At 56.2% G+C, this 17996-nt stretch carries 18 protein-coding genes and 2 pseudogenes; 4 read left to right on the plus strand and 16 right to left on the minus strand.

Features of this window, described 5'->3' with window-relative positions:
• Nucleotide 1: 1 nt before the first annotated feature.
• The 15 genes and pseudogenes from AC5SSZ_RS12465 to AC5SSZ_RS12535 all read right to left on the minus strand — a co-directional run bounded on the left by AC5SSZ_RS12465 (nucleotide 2) and on the right by AC5SSZ_RS12535 (nucleotide 15423).
• Nucleotides 2-442: a hypothetical protein gene (locus AC5SSZ_RS12465; RefSeq protein ID WP_008335528.1), complete on the minus strand. Its 441-nt coding sequence runs from the start codon at nucleotides 440-442 to the stop codon at nucleotides 2-4.
• Nucleotides 443-456: 14 nt separating this feature from the next.
• Nucleotides 457-1449 (minus strand): ABC transporter substrate-binding protein, encoded by a 993-nt coding sequence (locus AC5SSZ_RS12470; protein WP_027246167.1) that lies wholly within the window; start codon nucleotides 1447-1449, stop codon nucleotides 457-459.
• 11 nt (nucleotides 1450-1460) lie between these two features.
• Entirely contained in the window at nucleotides 1461-2633 is a 1173-nt protein-coding gene (locus AC5SSZ_RS12475; protein ID WP_027246168.1) for a Gfo/Idh/MocA family protein, read from the minus strand.
• A complete protein-coding gene (locus tag AC5SSZ_RS12480) occupies nucleotides 2623-3561 on the minus strand; it encodes a PDR/VanB family oxidoreductase (protein ID WP_027246169.1) in 939 nt (312 codons plus the stop codon). The genes AC5SSZ_RS12475 and AC5SSZ_RS12480 overlap by 11 nt, the downstream gene beginning before the upstream one ends.
• Nucleotides 3562-3662: 101 nt before the next feature.
• A pseudogene (locus AC5SSZ_RS12485) lies at nucleotides 3663-4847 on the minus strand (alpha-hydroxy acid oxidase).
• Nucleotides 4848-4965: 118 nt separating this feature from the next.
• A complete protein-coding gene (locus tag AC5SSZ_RS12490) occupies nucleotides 4966-6246 on the minus strand; it encodes a Rieske 2Fe-2S domain-containing protein (RefSeq protein ID WP_008335543.1) in 1281 nt (426 codons plus the stop codon).
• A 482-nt stretch (nucleotides 6247-6728) separates the two neighbouring features.
• Nucleotides 6729-8573: a TRAP transporter permease gene (locus AC5SSZ_RS12495; RefSeq protein WP_008335545.1), complete on the minus strand. Its 1845-nt coding sequence runs from the start codon at nucleotides 8571-8573 to the stop codon at nucleotides 6729-6731.
• Nucleotides 8574-8783: 210 nt separating this feature from the next.
• Nucleotides 8784-9773 carry a TAXI family TRAP transporter solute-binding subunit gene (locus AC5SSZ_RS12500; protein WP_008335546.1) on the minus strand — a complete coding sequence of 330 codons (990 nt, stop codon included), beginning with the start codon at nucleotides 9771-9773 and terminating at the stop codon, nucleotides 8784-8786.
• A gap of 327 nt (nucleotides 9774-10100) precedes the next feature.
• The gene (locus AC5SSZ_RS12505; protein WP_232237206.1) at nucleotides 10101-10628 is read right to left on the minus strand and encodes a MarR family winged helix-turn-helix transcriptional regulator; all 528 of its coding nucleotides are present in this window, start codon (nucleotides 10626-10628) and stop codon (nucleotides 10101-10103) included.
• A gap of 310 nt (nucleotides 10629-10938) precedes the next feature.
• The gene (locus AC5SSZ_RS12510; RefSeq protein WP_243614727.1) at nucleotides 10939-11445 is read right to left on the minus strand and encodes an NAD(P)-dependent oxidoreductase; all 507 of its coding nucleotides are present in this window, start codon (nucleotides 11443-11445) and stop codon (nucleotides 10939-10941) included.
• A complete protein-coding gene (locus tag AC5SSZ_RS12515) occupies nucleotides 11411-11977 on the minus strand; it encodes a hypothetical protein (RefSeq protein ID WP_234994837.1) in 567 nt (188 codons plus the stop codon). The genes AC5SSZ_RS12510 and AC5SSZ_RS12515 overlap by 35 nt, the downstream gene beginning before the upstream one ends.
• Complete coding sequence (locus AC5SSZ_RS12520) at nucleotides 11947-12147, minus strand: hypothetical protein (protein WP_008335562.1); 201 nt, start codon at nucleotides 12145-12147, stop codon at nucleotides 11947-11949. The genes AC5SSZ_RS12515 and AC5SSZ_RS12520 overlap by 31 nt, the downstream gene beginning before the upstream one ends.
• Before the next feature lie 89 nt (nucleotides 12148-12236).
• Nucleotides 12237-12740 carry a thiamine pyrophosphate-binding protein gene (locus tag AC5SSZ_RS12525; RefSeq protein ID WP_170848853.1) on the minus strand — a complete coding sequence of 168 codons (504 nt, stop codon included), beginning with the start codon at nucleotides 12738-12740 and terminating at the stop codon, nucleotides 12237-12239.
• 238 nt (nucleotides 12741-12978) lie between these two features.
• A complete protein-coding gene (gene nadC / locus AC5SSZ_RS12530; RefSeq protein WP_008335572.1) occupies nucleotides 12979-13830 on the minus strand; it encodes a carboxylating nicotinate-nucleotide diphosphorylase in 852 nt (283 codons plus the stop codon).
• A 126-nt stretch (nucleotides 13831-13956) separates the two neighbouring features.
• Nucleotides 13957-15423: pseudogene (locus AC5SSZ_RS12535) on the minus strand (aldehyde dehydrogenase family protein).
• Between the two features lie 316 nt (nucleotides 15424-15739).
• Here AC5SSZ_RS12535 and AC5SSZ_RS12540 point away from each other — a divergent pair.
• On the plus strand, nucleotides 15740-15964 hold the full coding sequence (locus AC5SSZ_RS12540) for a hypothetical protein (RefSeq protein ID WP_239368556.1): 225 nt from the start codon (nucleotides 15740-15742) through the stop codon (nucleotides 15962-15964).
• On the opposite strand, the gene AC5SSZ_RS12545 is transcribed toward AC5SSZ_RS12540, so the two are convergent.
• Complete coding sequence (locus AC5SSZ_RS12545; protein WP_040885919.1) at nucleotides 15958-16536, minus strand: hypothetical protein; 579 nt, start codon at nucleotides 16534-16536, stop codon at nucleotides 15958-15960. The two genes, AC5SSZ_RS12540 and AC5SSZ_RS12545, sit on opposite strands and share 7 nt — an antisense overlap.
• 132 nt (nucleotides 16537-16668) lie before the next feature.
• On the opposite strand from AC5SSZ_RS12545, the gene AC5SSZ_RS12550 reads away from it, so the two are divergent.
• The 3 genes from AC5SSZ_RS12550 to AC5SSZ_RS12560 are packed head-to-tail and all read left to right on the plus strand — an operon-like array spanning nucleotide 16669 to nucleotide 17918.
• On the plus strand, nucleotides 16669-16983 hold the full coding sequence (locus AC5SSZ_RS12550; RefSeq protein ID WP_008335576.1) for a hypothetical protein: 315 nt from the start codon (nucleotides 16669-16671) through the stop codon (nucleotides 16981-16983).
• Nucleotides 16943-17620: a lytic transglycosylase domain-containing protein gene (locus AC5SSZ_RS12555; protein WP_274840878.1), complete on the plus strand. Its 678-nt coding sequence runs from the start codon at nucleotides 16943-16945 to the stop codon at nucleotides 17618-17620. The genes AC5SSZ_RS12550 and AC5SSZ_RS12555 overlap by 41 nt, the downstream gene beginning before the upstream one ends.
• A gap of 16 nt (nucleotides 17621-17636) precedes the next feature.
• Nucleotides 17637-17918 carry a TrbC/VirB2 family protein gene (locus AC5SSZ_RS12560; protein WP_036761582.1) on the plus strand — a complete coding sequence of 94 codons (282 nt, stop codon included), beginning with the start codon at nucleotides 17637-17639 and terminating at the stop codon, nucleotides 17916-17918.
• The last annotated feature ends 78 nt before the right edge of the window (nucleotides 17919-17996 follow it).

Below are 17996 nucleotides of genomic sequence, written 5' to 3' on the forward strand. Positions count from 1 at the left end.
GCTATTCATCCGCGACAAGCTGATCCAGGAAGCGTTCTGCCGACATGATTTCACGCATGGGCAGCTTTTCCTGCTGCTGCATAAGCTCTGTCGTGTATGTCAGCCCCTTGCCATCCCAGAACCACCAGTAAATGATCTCGCCCTTCTTATCCCGAATGGGCATTCTGAAAATTGGGAACTCCCTTTCAGCACGGGGAATTTCAACCGTACCCACCCGGGCGTGTTTCAGCCCGAGCTTTTTCAGAACACCACTCAAAGGCACCATCGCGATGGGCGAGGCCTCGCGTGCCAGAACGGTTACAGCTTCGGGCCGTTTCTGGAATGGGCCTTTCAAGAACTTCACGACCGGGGGATAGCTGGGATGCGTATGCGTAAGCTGCACATAAGCCAAACCAGCAGATGTTTCGATCTCAACAATGTCGCCAGGTTGATAATCTTCCATTCTCGGCATTCCTCTTACAGGCTATAGGCTTCCAGGGTCGACGGATGGAACAGCTCTTCGATCTCCACACGGCGCGGCGACAAGCCCTGGCTTACGTGGTAGTCCAAAAACTTGTTGAGCACATGCGCATTTCCACTGACGCCATAGCTCCAAGGGTCATCCCCCATCAGCGCGTGGACACGGTTGAGATTGTCCTCCACGAAGGGCATCGTCACCTTGGTGGCAGATGTGTCCGAAAGGGCCTCTTCGGCCAACCGTTTTGACTGCGTAAATGCCTTGAGCAATGCCGCGGGCAAGAACGGGTATTCTTCTGCCAGGCTCCGGCGTACGCCCAGTACGTGCATGATCGGGAAGATTTTGGTTTTCTCGAAGTAATATTCCGCCGCTGTAATGCTGTCTGCGAACAGTCGCCCAACATGCGGATGACGTTCAGCAAAGCAACGCGGCCAGCGCGGCCCGATAAAGCCATCAATTTCACCCGCTTCAAGCATGCTGTTCAGCGTGCTACCTTCTGGGGCTTCCTCCATACGAATGTCATCGGGCAACTGAACCTTGATTTTTTCAGGCCGGCCGGGTGTGTCCATGCCGCCGCGCACCCAGATGATATCCGAGGGCTTAACGCCATATTCCTCTTCCAGGATACCACGCACCCAAACGTTAGCTGAAAGCTGATATTCGGCGATACCGATACGTTTGCCCTTCAGGTCTTCTGGTTTGTTAATCCCTTTGTCCGTGCGGATATAGACAGAGGTGTGACGGAACGCACGGCTCAGGAAGACCGGGATTGCCACATAATGCGGATTCCCTCGGGCAACCGAAATCGAATAGGACGACAGCGAGATCTCGCTGATATCGAAAGCCTCGTGGCGGAACGCGCGAAAGAACATTTCTTCCGGCGACAACAGCATCGGAACCGGGTCTACTCCGTCGATCTGAACACGCCCATCCACGATTGCCCGTGTGCGGTCATAGTTACCCATTGCAAGGGAAAGTTTGAGATTGCTCATCCTGTCGGCTCCTAGTGATTTGTTTTACATTGCCGCTGAAGATCGACCGCTTGTCCGGTCTCTGCGGATTGCAAGATCGCGTGGCAAACCTCCAGGCTTGCCAGCCCCCATTCCCCTGTTTGGTCGGGGGCCTTGTTATGACGCACGGCATCCACCAGCGCATCCAGAACGGTTCTGCGTGGTGCCGGTCCGAATTTGGCTTCGATAAAGCCGCGTTCGGTGTCACCGAACACTTCTATCCCATCCGGGGTCAGTCGCAGATCGGCACGGTCACAAAGCGCGATCACCGGACCGAAATGTTCGTTATGTTCAGCCTCAATCGTCGTGCCGCTGCCGAATGTTCGTGTAGTTTTCAGCCGGACCTCGTCATCAGGGTTGAGATCCAGCAAAGCACGCCTTGCTCCACCGTAAGCCCCTTCTGATTTACGCTGTCCAAGCTCTCCGACATTGTTCATCCAGATATCACTGTCGAAATGCGCATAGCCCGAGTACGTCATGTTCGCGACACACCCCCCGGCAAAATTCATCAGTGCAGTGAATGCGCCCTCGGTCGGGCGCTTGGGATCCCATGCGCCCGTCATGGCATAAATTTTTTCGGCCATGCCGCCGGCAAGCCTGCGAACCACATCAATCTGGTGGATCGCCTGACTGAACAGCACGCCCCCACCCTCTTCGGTTCGCAGCTCTTCCGGGCGACGCGGACGATAGAGGAAGTCCGTATAGTTAAAGGCCTGGATCATGCGCAACTGACCGAACTTTCCGCTGGAAATAAGTTGCGTGGCCAATTCAACCGGCGGGTCGAAACTGTGACTCGGCCCAACTATCAAATGCACCCCAGCCTCCTTGGCTGCGGACACCATTACTTCGGCATCCTCCATCGAAACGGCCAACGGCTTTTCGACAAGGATATGTTTGCCCGCGCGCGCCGCAGCTAACACATGATCCACATGCATCTGGTGCGGCGTCGCAATGTAAATGGCCTCAACGTCAGGGTCTGCGCACAATTCCTCGACGGTGGCATACCCTGTGCCACCGTACTCTTTTTCGAATGCGTCGCGGCTTTCCTCCCTTGGGGCGGCGGCAGCCGTCAGCTTCACACGGGTGTCGGCATCAAACGAAGGCACCATGAGCATGAAAGCACGCCCAAGCCCCGCCACGCCAAGACGAACGGGATCAGAGGTCAAGAACCAGCCTCCCGGATTTGGCGCGCGAAACGCAAATCATGATCTGGCTGCCTTTTTCTTCTTCCATCAGCACCATATCACGATGATCTGCCTCGCCTTCCAGTAGGCGGGTTTTACAAGTACCGCACGTGCCACTTTCGCAAGAACTGCTTGTTGCGAAGCCAGCATCACGCAGTGCTTCGAGGATAGAACGATCCTCAGGAACAGTAACCGTTTGGCCGCTTTTCTTCAGCTCGACTTCGAAAGCAACGTCATCCTGACGAACCACATCAACAGGCTTGAAATCCTCGAAGTGGACACGGCCTTCGGGCCAGTGACCCGAGAAAGCTTTGATTTCTTCCATCAGCGGTTTGGGTCCGCAGCAGAAGACATGGGTCGCGCGCGGCGTCACCAGATCGTCCCAGAAATCATAGACAGCGTTCGGATCGCCGTCATCGTGGTGCACGATGATCCGGCCTTCGAAATCTTTCATCAGCTCATCAAGATAGGCCGATTCTTCCGCGCTCCGGCTTACGTAAATGATCCGAAGCATCTTACCTTTCTTATCCAGATAACGCGCCATCGAATAGATTGGCGTGATACCGATACCGCCGGCAATCAAGAGGTATTTCTGCACATCCGTCAGCGGGAAATCGTTTTCCGGGTGCTCGATATTCAACTCTGTCCCGACAACAGCTTGCTCATGCATGGAGGCAGACCCCCCGCGCGACTGCGGCTCTCGCTTGATGGCGACCACATATTCTTTTGGGTCGCTCCCATCATTTACCAGAGAGTATCGGCGCATAGCACCCGATGGTGTCTCGATCGTGATATGTGCACCTGGGTTGAACTCTGGCAGGGACTCGCCGCCAACCGGAGCCAAAGTGAATTCTGCAATAGTAGGTGTCAGATCGCGCCGTTTTTCGACGCGCATTTTGATCTGCTCCATGGGGTCCTCCCGTCCGTTCGCTTCCGAAATATAATTAGATAGCTAAGTTCAAGATGTCAACTGGACGCACCGCCCAGCCACGCGCTAATTGTGTCTAGAAATCACATATTTGGCCCTAAACGGTCTTCTCGTCCGCCAATATCCTTGGCCGACATGACAACCCCTGCTTCAGACAGGTCCGAAACGCCATGACATCCCGTAAAAATCATGGTCCTGCGCATCTCGTCTTCGAGAATCGAAAGCGCGCTGGAAACCCCCGCACGCCCCCGCGCCGCCAGGCCGTAAAGAGGTGCCCTGCCCAGCAGCACAGCGTCCGCCCCCAACGCAAGCGCCTTGACGATATCACTGCCGCGCCGAACACCACCATCAAGCAAAACTGTCATATGTTGGTCCAAGACGGACACAATCTCTGAAAGAATTTCAATCGTCGCCGGAGCTCCATCAAGCTGCCTGCCACCGTGGTTGGAAACAACCACCCCATCAGCGCCTTCGCGTTGTGCGGCCATTGCATCCTCAGCACACATGATCCCCTTAATCACAAGTGGCTCCTGCCACAGCTTCCGAAGACGCCTTACATCGTCCCAGGAAAAATTCGGGTTTCGTTGCGCCCGCGTAAATTCGGCAAGCGCCTTGTCGCTGACATCATCCCCCTAAAAGGCCGCCAGATTTTGCAGTCGCGGCCTATGTTGGCTCAGCCATACGGATTTGAACCATCTCGGATGCAACAATCCGTCCAATACGACAGAGGGGCTCATGCGGATTTCATGCGCGAAACCATGCCGCAAATCCCTCTCTCTTTTGCCACCCACCAACGAGTCGACAGTGATTACAAGAACACTGTAGCCCGCAGCCGACGCCCGTTCGATCAATGCATTGGAAAATGCTTCTTTGCCCCATGGGTACAGCTGAAACCAAAGTGGCCAATTATTTTTCTACGCGATTTCTTCCATAGTCGTGTTTGACGCTGTCGAAACCGTAAATGCGACCCCGGCCTGCTTTGCTGCGGCTGCAAGGTGCAAGTCCCCTTCTGGCCAATAAAGCCCGTTCAGGCCGGTTGGTCCGATTTGGAAAGGCGCCGCATACTTCTGACCGAACAGCGTGACAGAGAGATCGACATCCCCACCCTTGAGAATACGTGGCTTGAGTCGGATATCATCAAATGCGCTACGGTTCCTGTGCAGCGTGATTTCGCTCTCGGCACCACCATCCAGAAAATCAAATACCACACGGGGCAAACTCCGCCTGGCTCGGGTGCGAAAATCTTCGATGTTTACTTCTTGCCGCATCCGGCCTCCTGCCTCCTGCCAATTTCAACATGGCCACCAACCATGCTCAGGGCCAGAATCAAAATCCGCCCAAGGTCTATGCGGCCCCGGGCGGATCTGTTTGCAAACGTCGGACCGGTTATTCAGCTGCGGCTGTTTTGCCCGAAGTATTCAGCAAGGTGCGCCAATCCACATCTTTCGGATAAACGCCTTCATGAGAGTTGATCATGCTTTGCGGGATTTCATAATCGGTGCCGATTGCTTTGCCACCCTCTGCCACTTTCTTGGCGGCATCCGCCATCAAGCGACGGAACTCGACGATAGCCAGGTCCGAAGCACCAAGCACATCGGTATGGCGCTGAACGCGCGCGCCCATCGACACCCACATGGCGATATCTTGGTTCGGAATACCTTTGATCCCAGTGAAGTTACCTTCTTTCATGGCATCACGGTCTTGCAAGAAGTCGTTCTCGACAGTCCGCAGGCAGCGCCACTTGTCGTCAACATCCACTCCTGGAACAGCATGGGTAAACTTGCGCCATTCTTCGGTCGACGGCACATTCGGGCCATCCCAAGCGATGAAGTGGAACGCGGTCTCTTCATCATTGATCGGCACGATAACGGCCGCCACACGATAGTTGTTGTTCGGTGGGATCAACGAATAGTAGGGCGCAACAAATTCGGTCACACGGATATAGTTATGGGTCGCCGCGTTTTTGATCGGCGTACGGATTGCAGCATAGTGGAACCCGTAGCTGGTTGTCTCTGTCTGCATACGCGGAGACTTGTCCGTCGAGGGACGGTACCAGGATTTTTCATCGGCAGCAGCACCTTCCACGCGGGCCGGAACCATGTCCGACGAGTGCAGCGAGGACGAGTGGGCACTGTCGATCTGACCTTCGTGGATCTGCGCCCAGTTTGCGGGAATGCGGATTTTAAGGATAGCGATCGCCGAATCCTCGCGCGGGGCAAACGCCGGCGGCTGGAATTCAGGCATATCTTCTTTGTCACCCAGCCAGGCCCAAACGAAACCACCCCATTCTTTCACAGGATAAGAGCGATGCTTCACCTTATCCATAAGGGGGCTACCTTCGGGTTCGGAAGACATGGCAACGACATTGCCATCAACATCCATTTTCCACCCGTGATACAGACACCGCAGCCCGCATTCTTCGTTCCGGCCATAGACCAGCGATGCCTTGCGGTGCGGGCAAAGTTCATCAAGCAGGCCAAGACGCCCTTTGGTGTCGCGGAACGCTACATAGCTTTCCCCGAGCACCTCAACACGAAGCGGCTTGCCGTCGGGCTCTTCCACTTCTTCAATCAGGCATACAGGGGTCCAGTGCTGACGCATAAGACGTGCCATCGGTGCATCACCGGTCACGCGCGTCAGCAGTTCATTTTCTTCAGGTGTAAGCATTGAATCTCCTCCACAGGTCGCCGCATCAGAATTTGCGAAATTTTATTGGGAAACGCCATTATTCTTAGCTCTCTAAGTTTAGTCTGTCAATGGTCAGAGCGATATTCCCTTCACCTCACAAGTAAGAAAAACCCACGTAAATAAAACTACTTATGGGTTTGCGAGCAATTGGTATTATTCCGCGCATGATCGGGCCTTGTGTTCATACAGATCTGCTCTGCCGGTTCCTCTCTGGTTGTTCTATGGCCTCGGGATTCGTACACCCCGCTTGCGCAGCTCCCTGCATCGATCAGAATCACCGAAGTGTATTTTGATCAATAACCTCTTGGGCAAAAAAGCCCGCAGACAGTCATCCGAACAGACCGCGATTGGAACCAAAGACGCGGCCTGAAACTTTTCCGTCTCTCAGTCAAAACGGCAAGTAGCCGCCAAACCTGGCGGCCACTTTGGATTCGCATTCAGCACATTACACGTGGCTGACGTTACCCGCTTGCGGGGACTTCTTCCTTCAACAAGGCCTGTCGTCCAACCAGAGCGATGATAAGCAAGGTACACACAATTGAGACCGCGAAGTACGGGCTAACCGCGCCAATTGCAAAAATCGTCAGGAGACCTCGCTCCAACGAGCTGAGCTGGGTTTTGATAAAGCCTTCCATTGACGCCGAGACTGCAAGAGCACCAGCAACGGCACCAATAACAGCAAGCGTATTTGCCAACGGACCAAGCTCAAGAACGATGCCGGGGTTCCAGACAAAAGCGAACGGCAGAAGGAAGCCAACAATTGCAAGCCGCACAGCCGAGAATGCGATCTTGAATGGATCGTCATCAGCAATCGCAGACGCTGCGATTGCAGCCACAGCGATTGGCGGCGTCAGAGCAGACAGGATTGCATAGTAGAGCAGGAACATCTGGCTCGGCAGCAGAGGGAAACCCAGCTTGGAAAGAGCGGGGCCGACAAGCACAGCCGCCAGAATATACGCACTCGGAGTCGGCATACCCAAGCCCAGCACAATGGTCACCACAGCAGCAATCACTAGCGTCAACAGCGGCTGCGCATTACTGACCGTCAGGATCACGTTAGCCGATTTCATCCCCAATCCTGTCATAGACAGGCCACCAATAACCAGACCAGCAGCAGCACATGCCCCAGCGACAGGCAAAATTTGCAGGGTGGTTGTGCCAAGGCCTTCCACCATTGCCCACAACGACATCCGCGTTTGCTTGAGGATCATCGACGCAAGGATTGTCACCAGAACACCGACACCTGCGGTGAAGGTCGGCGAATAGCCAAGTATCAGCGCCACAATGATCCCGATAATGGGCAGCAAGAAAACCCAGCCGGTTCTGAACGTTTCCTTCGTCGTCGGGATTTCATCCTGAGAAGGCCGCAGATCGTATTTCACTGCGCGGAAGTGCACCTGGGTAAACACGCCCATATAGTACAGCAACGCAGGAATAAGCGCGGCAAGCACGATCGCATTGTACGAGATACCCGAATACTCTGCCATGATGAAGGCAGCCGAACCCATAATCGGCGGCATGGCACTGCCCCCCGTGGACGCCGCAACTTCAACCGCACCCGCAAACCGGGCCTTATAGCCCAAGCGCTTCATCACCGGGATCGTGATGGACCCCGTGGCCACAACATCCGAGGTTGGGCTACCAGACATGGTTCCATACAGACCCGACGAAATGATGGCGATCTTTGCAGGGCCGCCTCGTGCGCCCCCGGTGACCAGAGCCGCCAGGTTGAAAAAGAAGTCCCCTCCCCCAGCCTTGGCAAGGAAAGTCCCGAACATCACGAACAGGAAGACGTAACTTGCCACAACCTGAAGCGGGACACCGAACAACCCATCTGTGGTGAAGATCAGAATATCGAGCAGATAGCTGAACTCGCTGACGCGATGCCCGAACGGCGGCGGCAGAAGATAGCCAAAAAGGTTGTAAATCAGGAACAGCATCACAACGCCTGTCAGCCCCAAGCCAGTTGTCCGGCGCGTGGCTTCGATGGTCAGGAACAGCAGTGACGACCCAAAGAACAACTGATCCGTCGTGAACTGGTCCAGCAGGCTGATACGGTCCGAAATCTCGCCAGAGCTTACATAGAAGTAAATCCCGCAGGCCAAGCTGAGCGCAGACAACATCCAGTCATAAAATGGAATGCTATCTGGCGCTTTCGCGGTTGCACCAATCGCCAAGAAGAGAATCGTGAAAATCCCGGATACGAACAGGATCCCCTGAATGAGCGGGTCTGCGATAATGAACAGATTAGAGTGAATCACCCATGCCGCGAACGCCGCGGCCAGAACCATGACGACGGTCCGCATGGGTGGCTCTAGCTTCCGACGGCGTCCAGTTTCGGTAAGAGAAGGGAAATTCATGCTGGCACCATTTCCATGTTTGTGAGGTTTGGTCAGCTTTGAGTGCGCAAAATCATCCTACTGCCCGTGATCAGCACGGCCAGAGCACGACAGAGGCACTCTTGCAAACGAATCCGGTGCGCTTTGGTCAGCGCACCGGCATTGTTTTCCGAAGGCTTACTTGAGAAGCCCCAGCTCCATGTAGGCGCGCTTCGCGCCCGGGTGGAACGGCAGCGTTCTCTGCGAAACCAGCAACTCAGTTGAGAGCTGTTTCATTGCGTTATGAACGCCGCGGATTTCATCAATGTTCGAGGCAATGCTCTTGGCCAGCATGTAACCGGTTTCTTCGGGCAAGGCATCAGAGGTGATTACCATCGCGCCAAGTGCCAGCGTGATAACATCGGAAGTCTGGTTCTTATAGTTTCCGGCGGGAATGACGTAGGTCCCGGTGCCAAAACGCTCATTGGTCTTTTCGATGATATCCTGAGGCACGCTCAGCAGAACAACGTCGTTGCCTTCATCAACCTTGCGGAACGACGAGTGCCCAACGAAGATACCGTTGATCACCATATCCGTACGGCCATCGCTGATCAGGTCTGCCTGCTGGGACGAACCGCCACGCACCAGAACGCCGCCATTCGCTTCAATCGTTCCTTCGTCATAGCCTGCTTCTTCCAGCATGAAAGTGGCAATATTGGCCACGATGTTACCTGCGTTGTTGTTCGCCACACGGATTGCAGCGCCCGACTTCGCCAAGTCGTCGATGCTGTCGATGTTATACTCTTCGGCAAGAGACTTCTTGATGAAGAAATGCATCGGGGCCCAGTTGTACATGTACCCGATTGCCTGAAGGTTCTCGATGGGCGCCTTGAACGGCTCATCACCCGCTAGCGCCAGCTTGATTTCTGCATCATGGGCCAGACCCAGATCGGTCCGGTTTGCACCCAGCAGACCGATATTTGCGAAACCGCCACCAGTGGCCTGGTAGGTCACGACACCGCTTGCATCGTCAACCTTCACAGCCCGGTCGATCCCTGCGCCCAGCAGCGACCAAAGACCTGACGGACTCCCCCCGGACAACGTGACGTTGACGCTGTCCGCCATGACGCCGGTCCCGATAACGGAGATGCTCAGCGCCGCAACGGCAGCCTTGATTTGCTTTTTCATGGTTTCCTCCCTGTCATATTATCATAGATTTCTAAATTTAGATATCTATCTTATAGATCATTATTAAAAACCGAACTTTGCGTCAACCATGATCGAAACCGAGACACCGTCCAAAAATTTAGGTTAAGAACTGCGAATGGCTTGAACGCTCTCGCAGAGCATCCAAACCCCTACTCACATAAGGTTGCAGCACGCCCAAGGCCTAGCACAAGACTATTCCGAACTCTCTCAGAGCTTCCCCAAAACCATACATCTCAGCGGAAGTAGCCCAACGGAATCACCCGAGCCTAAAAGGCCCGGCTATCGCAGATGAAGCTAAAGAGACCTTCAGGATCCAAGGTTACTTCTGGTCGGTGGGACGCGGACACCGCTCAAAGCAGCTTTTTCCTCATCATCTTCGAGGTTTCGAATCATTACAGCAAGGGCCTTGCGCAATGTTTTCTCTTCGGCACCACTCAGGCCTCTGATGGCGGCGTTATTCACTTCGTGTGCCAAAGGCTCCAGGAGCTCCCGCAACTCCCAACCTTTTTCCGTGAGGAAAGCATGCTGACGACGACGGTTCCCAGCCACATTGCGGCGTTCAATATATCCAAGCTCTTCCATTCGGCTGAGTGCAGTATGCGCAGTAGGCTCTGTCAGATGTGCTCTTTCGCTTAACTCTCGTTGCGACAAACCATCTTCCTGCCAAAGGATTCGAAGGAATATCCACTGCCCGAAAGTCACATTTTGCGTCTGTAACCGCAGCTGCAACGCACGGTTAAACCCTCTTGCCGCAAGACGTACCAAGCGAGCAATGCGCTCGTTATATTGGGTCAAACCGTCGTCTTTCAACGCGGAATCAGATTTTTCGTTCATGTATGCTCAGACCACAAACATCTATTGCCCAAAATCAGTTCTGGGCTTCTACAGGTCCGAGACTATCCCTGTCATCTTACGAAGATGCAAGCCTCAACAATGTCACTACTTTTACAGCTAGTGACATGCGGTGCGCGCAAACCGACGTAAATCTTGCAGCAAACCCTGCTTACAACTTTTCGATTTTTTCTCTCCATATTTTTCGATTTGGGGGTTTCTGCGCGCTTGATGCGTGTTGCGTTTTCGACGAAGATGTCGGGCAAGACGGTGTAGAGCTCAATGGTGTGTCCCGGGATATGCGGGGGGAGGATCACCCGGTCGAAGCCGCGCAGCGGGCGGGCAGCGGTTCGGTTTCCGTCACGCCTAGCCTAGCACCGGCTAGGTGTCCTGCTGTCATCACCCGCACCCGCGCATCCTCATCAATGAAACCCCGCGCGAGGTGTTGATTAACACCGCATCCGGCTTCATCATGCGCAGTTCGGCCTCGCAGATCATTCCTCGTGTCAGCGCGTTCAACGGCACATGGAGGCTCACCAACATCACACATGGCCAGAAGCTCAGCGCGTTTCACCAGCCCCACGCCCGTAGGTGCGGTGTCCGGTATCAGGAACGGATCGTGCACCAGTATCTGTGCCGGATCTGTGCCGGCTCGAACGCCAACTGTCGCTCGATCACCCGGTCCTATCCGCCCCGAATCGATCAATCCGATCGCCCGGCCTCGCACCATCCGCGCAAATATCTGTTGCGGTCGGCCCGCATTCTCGCGCAGCAGGCGCTCGGATTCATGCAGCCGGTACAGCAGCACCAGCATCAGCATCCCTATCGCTTCGGGCATCCCCAAAAAGTTCTCGGGCGTTACACCATTCGTCACGATCAGACCGCGCGCGGCACAGGCCTCCCAGATCTCCCGCACCCACCCCGATCGTTGGAAGTACTAGCGCCCGCAGCCGTGGCGAGGCGTCCAGATCCGCGTCGCTCAGCCCCGACCGCGAACTGACCACGATGATAGCAACGTCCGACAGCAGCGCCTGCCGCTGTTCCTCCGTCAGCCGCAGCGGAACACCTAGGGTGATCTGGGGGCCGCGAACGACCTCCCAGCCTTCGGTCCGCAGACGATCCGAACCCTCGAAGTCCAGTGGGTGACGGAAGTGCCACGCCTCGCCCGCCCAGCCCAACGGCAAACACACAAAGCTGGCACAGACACCTTCCAGACCTTCGCCAAGCGCCCCGGCCTGCGTCATGATATCAAGCTCAACCTCTGCATCGGGGGCGTTCAGCGCAGGTTTGATCGGTAAATCACCGGGCATCTCGCCCGCCCCTACACCCAGAGCATCGGCAATCGCATGCATCGCAACATCCGGACCGCAGGCAGCGCTTGATGCTCCATCCCCCAGCCATTGTGCAGCTGATAATCCAGCGACGCCTGGATCACCTGCGCCTTCACATCGCCCGCCAGTTTCAGCGTGCCCGCGACATCCAGCCAGTCCAGGCTCAGGATCACATCCGCCTCGCGCAGCACCGCGCCCGCCGCATCGTCAATGAAGAAGGCCGGTTTGCCGCGATGCTGCGGGTGATCCGTCGGGAAGGACGCCCCGTTCCGGATATCCGTCAGAACCTTCGCCCCAGCGCCTTGGCGTTCTTCGGCAGATCTGCCGCCCGCGCCACTCCTTCGGCCGAGGGTGCCGCCGGAGGCGACGGCTGGTAACGCGCAAAATCTGGCAACTCCGGTGCCTTCTCGTGCTGCTTTTCCTGGATCGACACGTCGAAGTTCACATAGGTCGGGCCTTTCGGTTCGCTCCACGCGATTACATCCGCACGCAACATCGATTCCAGCGCCGCATCAACCGGCCCCGTCGCCCCATAAATCAGAACCGGCACACGGTCGCAGCACACGTTGAAGATCGCCATCGTACCATGCATCAGACCCACGTTGCTGTGCAGGATCACCGCCAATGGCTCCCCCGCCACCTTCGCATAGCCATGCGCAATCGCAACCGCATGCTCTTCGTGCAGACACAACAGCATCTGCGGATCTTCATTGCCAAGGTGGTTCACAAGGCTGTCGTGCAAACCCCGAAAGCTCGACCCCGGGTTCAGTGCAACATACTTCACTCACCCCCAAACCTCGCAATATATCCGCAAATACATCGCTACCCCACACCCCCAAACTATCCGACGATACTGGGCGCTCAACCTGATACAGCCTGTGGTCTGTCATGTGTCTTGACCTTTCCTTATGAAGTGTTGATGCAACAGCGCCCCATTTTGAAAGGCGTACGCAATAGGTATCCATTGCCCGCCGAAAGGGCGGGCATTTTGCATTTCAGACGGTCTGGAGCGGCTCAGAGGATCAGAAATCCAAACCGAAATCGACGGTTCCCGCCGAATGGGTCAAAGCACCGGAGGAAATATAATCCACATTTGCCGATGCGATTTCGCGCAAACGGCCAAGGGTCACATTCCCGCTGGCTTCGGTCTTCGCCCGCCCGTCAATGCGCTTTACAGCTTCGGCCATGTCTTCGGTCGACATATTGTCGAACATGATGACATCTGCGCCCCCGGTCTGAAGCACCTCGTCCAACTGATGCAAACCGTCGATCTCGATCTCTACCACGACCATGTGACCCACATTTCGTTGAACGGCTTCCAGCACCTGTTTGATGCCACCAGCCGCTGCGATATGGTTGTCCTTGATCAGGATCGCATCGGACAGGGAAAACCGATGATTGTGGCCGCCGCCATGCAAAATGGCGAGCTTTTCGACAAGTTTCAGCCCCGGTGTGGTTTTGCGTGTACAGGTGATACGTGTCTTGGTACCCGCAAGCTCCTGAACATAGGACGCTGTCAAGGTTGCCGTCCCAGACAACCGTCCGGCAAAGTTCAGGGCAACACGCTCTGCGGCAAGGATCGACGCCGCCGATCCCTCTATACGCATCAACGTATCGCCCGCTTTGCAGGCCGTACCATCCGCCACGACAGTCTCGACCACAAGATTGGGATCAATCAGCCGAAACGCGAGAGAGGCCACCTGCATCCCAGAAACAACCGCGTCCTGCCGTGCACGCATTTGCGCCTTGTAGCGCGTGCCTTCAGGCAGAACGGAACGGGTTGTCACGTCGCCTGCGGCACCCAGGTCCTCCATAATAGCGTTCCGAACCATGGGTTCGAGGATGATATCGGGGACGTTCGCAACATTGCTCATTATTTTTTAGATCCTTATCGGTTTGCAAAAGGGGCAGGAAGGGATGGCCTCATCCCGGCCAAAGCAATCAATACAGAAAAAGCTTTTGGATCCCAGACCCCGTTCGCACATTACCTACGCACCGGGTCACTGACCCGACAGATTGATATGCACATTCTTTTCATGGGTGAAGGAAATCAGTTCGCCAATACCTACTTCGCGCCCGATACCCGATTGCTTGACCCCACCGAACGGGGCACCAAGGAAATGCCGACCGACTTCGTTAACCCAAACAAACCCGGCCTCGACGCGTGCAGCCGTACGATGAGCCATCACCAGATCCCGAGTCCAAATTGCACAGGGCAGCCCAAGCTCAAGTGCATTGACCTCGTTCAGCATGGAATCTTCGTCCGACCATTTGCGAACCGCAAGAACTGGCCCGAAAATCTCTTCACGGGCGATACGCATCTGCGGCGTTACATCCGCAAAAATCGTCGGCGCGATAAAGCTGCCTTTCGCCAGCGGACTATCCGTGACCGCATAACCGCCAGTAACGGCGCGCGCACCCTCACTTTTGGCAGAGTCAATGAAACCCATGACCCGGTCGAACTGCGCACGGCTGACAATCGTGCCTATCGTGGTTTCAGGATCCGTCGGAACGCCCGGCTTATATCTTTCAACAGACTCGGCCAGATAGGAAATGACTTCGTCGTGGATATCCTCGTACAGGAATGCGCGACTTATCGAGCCACAGGACTGGCCGCACCAGCCAAAGTTCATTCTAGCGACAATCGCGTCCGCAATCTTTTTCGGATCACTGTCGGGATAGGCAATCAGCGCGTTCTTGCCACCCAGTTCCAGCAGTACAGGTTTGCCCGTAGCGCTGGCGCTTCGCATCACAGCCCGGCCAGCCGACACAGAGCCAATAAGCGTGACCTTTGCAGCGCCAAGGTGCTCGGCCAGGCCAGCACCTGCCTCTAGATCACCCGGCAACACGTTGAATGTGCCTTTGGGCATCAGGCCATAAACAATCTCTGCCAGGCGCTATGCAGACAAAGGCGCCTGTACCTGCGGCTTGATGATGACAGCGTTCCCTGCCGCCAAAGGCGCCGCCACTTTACCGCCACAAAACATGAACGGATGATTGAACGCCAGGATACGTGCCACAACACTAAGCGGCTGGCGCAGGGTCATATTCACCCGATCCGGCCCCAAAGGGATCGTGTCGCCCTTCATTTCAGTCACAAGACCGGCGAAAAACTCCATCTGGGCCGCCGCGATGGCCGCGTCGCCGCGCACCTCGGTATATGGGTTGCCGCAATTGGCCGCGTCCATCATCGCAAGCTCATCTCCGCGCTTGTGCAAGAGAGCCGCGATTTCCTGCAGAATACTGGCACGCTCAAGAGGAGCAACATCACGCCATTCCTTCAAACACGCAGGCGCTACGTCCACCTCGGCCCGGGTCGCCGCAGCCACTAATCCGATCAGCTGACCTGTGCCCGGGTTAAAAGTCTCCTCGTAATTTCCTGCGCTTGGCGGAACCCATGCGCCCCCACAATACAGCTGCTCCTTACCAGAGAGAGCATGGTTTGCATCCATATTCACCATGCGCATATGACGTTTCCTCCCGCGATTGCCCTTGATTACTTAGATTACTAATATATTCAACCAATGAACCCCATCGCCTGCCAAGTGAAATCGTTGCGCGTATGAAAGGTTTTCGCCGGGCGGCACGCAGGTTAGCTGCCCTGTCAGGCACCCCCCACCGGGTGCCGCTGATCGCTAGCGCATCGGCTGGGGTGACTAATGCCTTCCAAGCTACCAACATTCAAGTGAAATATTGGACCCTCCACTAGCAAGCAAATTACCGCCATACGCTCACTATCTGCTATATTAGATCACTAATTATTCGCGTAAATACTCTCTTGGATTGAATTATTTTCTGGGCATTCAATTGATTAAGAAAAAGACAGCCTGGCCCTTTCAGGAAGGGTTTATCATCAACGGAACGGCGGAAACCCATGTGTTTACCGACTACCGCTGGAATGATGGAAGCGTGAGCCGCCGCCAGTTTGTGGATCCAAACAGTTACGACCACACGCGTATCACAGTACGGCCGATTTCACTAAAGCTGCCAAGCAGCCAGGATCAGTAGGAGAACCACTCCGAGTGACCCACCGTGCCCTCGTAGTCTCCGTATTCGACCATGATGCTGCGCAAATAGAAGTACGAGGAACTTCCGCCGCTCGGAAAGGCAATCTCCTGCCCGCTTTCCGAGATGAATGTCACGGGCCAGGGCGTGTGGGATCGGTAGACCCGCTGGATGTACCGGCAGGTGCGGTTCTCTCGGTCGCAGGAACGAAGCGACCAGTCCCAATACCGATCACCTCCCCTTTCTCTATAGGCTTGACCGGTGAACCAGATCACATGGGTCCGGTTCAGCCATTCGTATTCAGGCAAGTTGGTGTCGAGCTCGCCCTCGCCGCCGGGTCCGCCCAGTTCGGCCGGCACATGGGCAAAGGTGCAGACCCCGAAGGGCGGCAGGCTCGGCCAGGGTGTGATGCGGCGGATCATGGTGCGATAGGCGCGCGCGCAGACCGCGCTCGGGGGGAAGCCTCCCGCCATGCAGAGCATGATGGCGCAGTCGACGTCATAGGCCCGCGCTTTCTCCGGGGCTCCGAACACCGCCATCACTCCCATTGCAGCTGCCATCATCTGTCGCTTCATGTCGCTCTCCCGCAAAAGTTGCGCAGACTATCGCGCAATATGTGTTTATCTGCAATATGTCGTATTGACTCCATATGACTTTATGGCCTTAGTGTCGTGAAGTAGAAGGGCTCTCGTGGGGAGAGTCCGAACATGCCGATAGCGCGCAACCAGATCCTGATCACCATCGATGGTGTCAAAGACCTGTCCGAGAAGGGCATAGCGTTCCGCTGCCGGTATGAACTCGTGGGGTTCACGGACGATGGCAAGCCGCGCTACCAGTGCATCTACCTGCGCGAGGGCGAGCCGGAAGCCATTCTGGTCTCGACCCGGATCACCCCGCACGGGCCAGAGCCGCGGTATTTCAACATATGGCCGGGACTCTTCAAACATCATCTCGAGTTCGGTGACGGGCGCGATCTGCGCTTTGGTCCTGACTACAGCATTACCCTCGAGGAGCGCGGCTGACGTCATCGCCTTCGGCCGCGACGGGACAGCCCGGACCTCGGGCTGGACCTTTCATGGCGAACGACCTGCCTGGGCGGGGCTGGGTGATAGCGCTGAGGCCGGGGTGGTTCTTGCCTCGCTGGATGCCACACCGCCGTCCGGACGCGACGACATCCTCTCCCTGATCCGCACGACTGCTGACCGGTACCAGGGGAACCGCGCCCTGCGGCAAGTCGGCCTCGATGAGGACGACTGGCTGGTCCTTTTCCAAGCCCTGGTCGAGGCCGAAAGCAGCTACAATCCGACTGCCGTGAGCCCCAAGGGTGCCTATGGTCTTGGCCAGCTGATGCCGGATACTGCCCGTGCGCTCGGCGTCGATCCGCGCGATCCCTCACAGAACCTCGACGGCGCCGCACGCTATCTGCTCGCGCAGCTGGCCACATTCAAGGACATCAACCTGGCGCTCGCAGCCTATAATGCCGGGCCGCACCGCGTGGTCGAGTATTCCGGCACCCCGCCTTTCACCGAGACTCGCGACTACATCGCGCGCATCCATCGGATCCGGTCCCGGCTGGCGGGTGCGCCTTTTTCCGCGCCGGATATCCGTGTCGCGACCCGCGTGCCTGCCCGCGCGCCGGTCCTTATCGAACTTCAGTAAAACAAGGGAACTTCGCATGCTTCGACATCGCCTCAGCCGCCTCTTGCCTGCCGCCACAACCCTGGCGGCTTTCGCAACGCCCGTCCTCGCGCAAGACTTGTCACCGATCCAGACCATGCTGGAAACCGTCGAGGCCGCGCTGACCGGTCCCATCGGGATCGCGGTCGCCACGCTCGCGGTCATCGGCACCGGTTTCATGTGCATGATGGGACGGCTGAACTGGGGCTGGTTCGCCTCGGTCATCATCGGGATCGTGCTGATCTTCTCGGCCGGCACCATCGTCGACGGCTTCTCGTGACATTCCGGCAAAATAGCGTCCTACGAGCGACCCGAACGCGTTGTGCTACGCAAACGCTGCCTCGGGCCCCTCTCCGGA

The organism is Phaeobacter sp. CC-HEC084 (genome assembly GCF_059429255.1).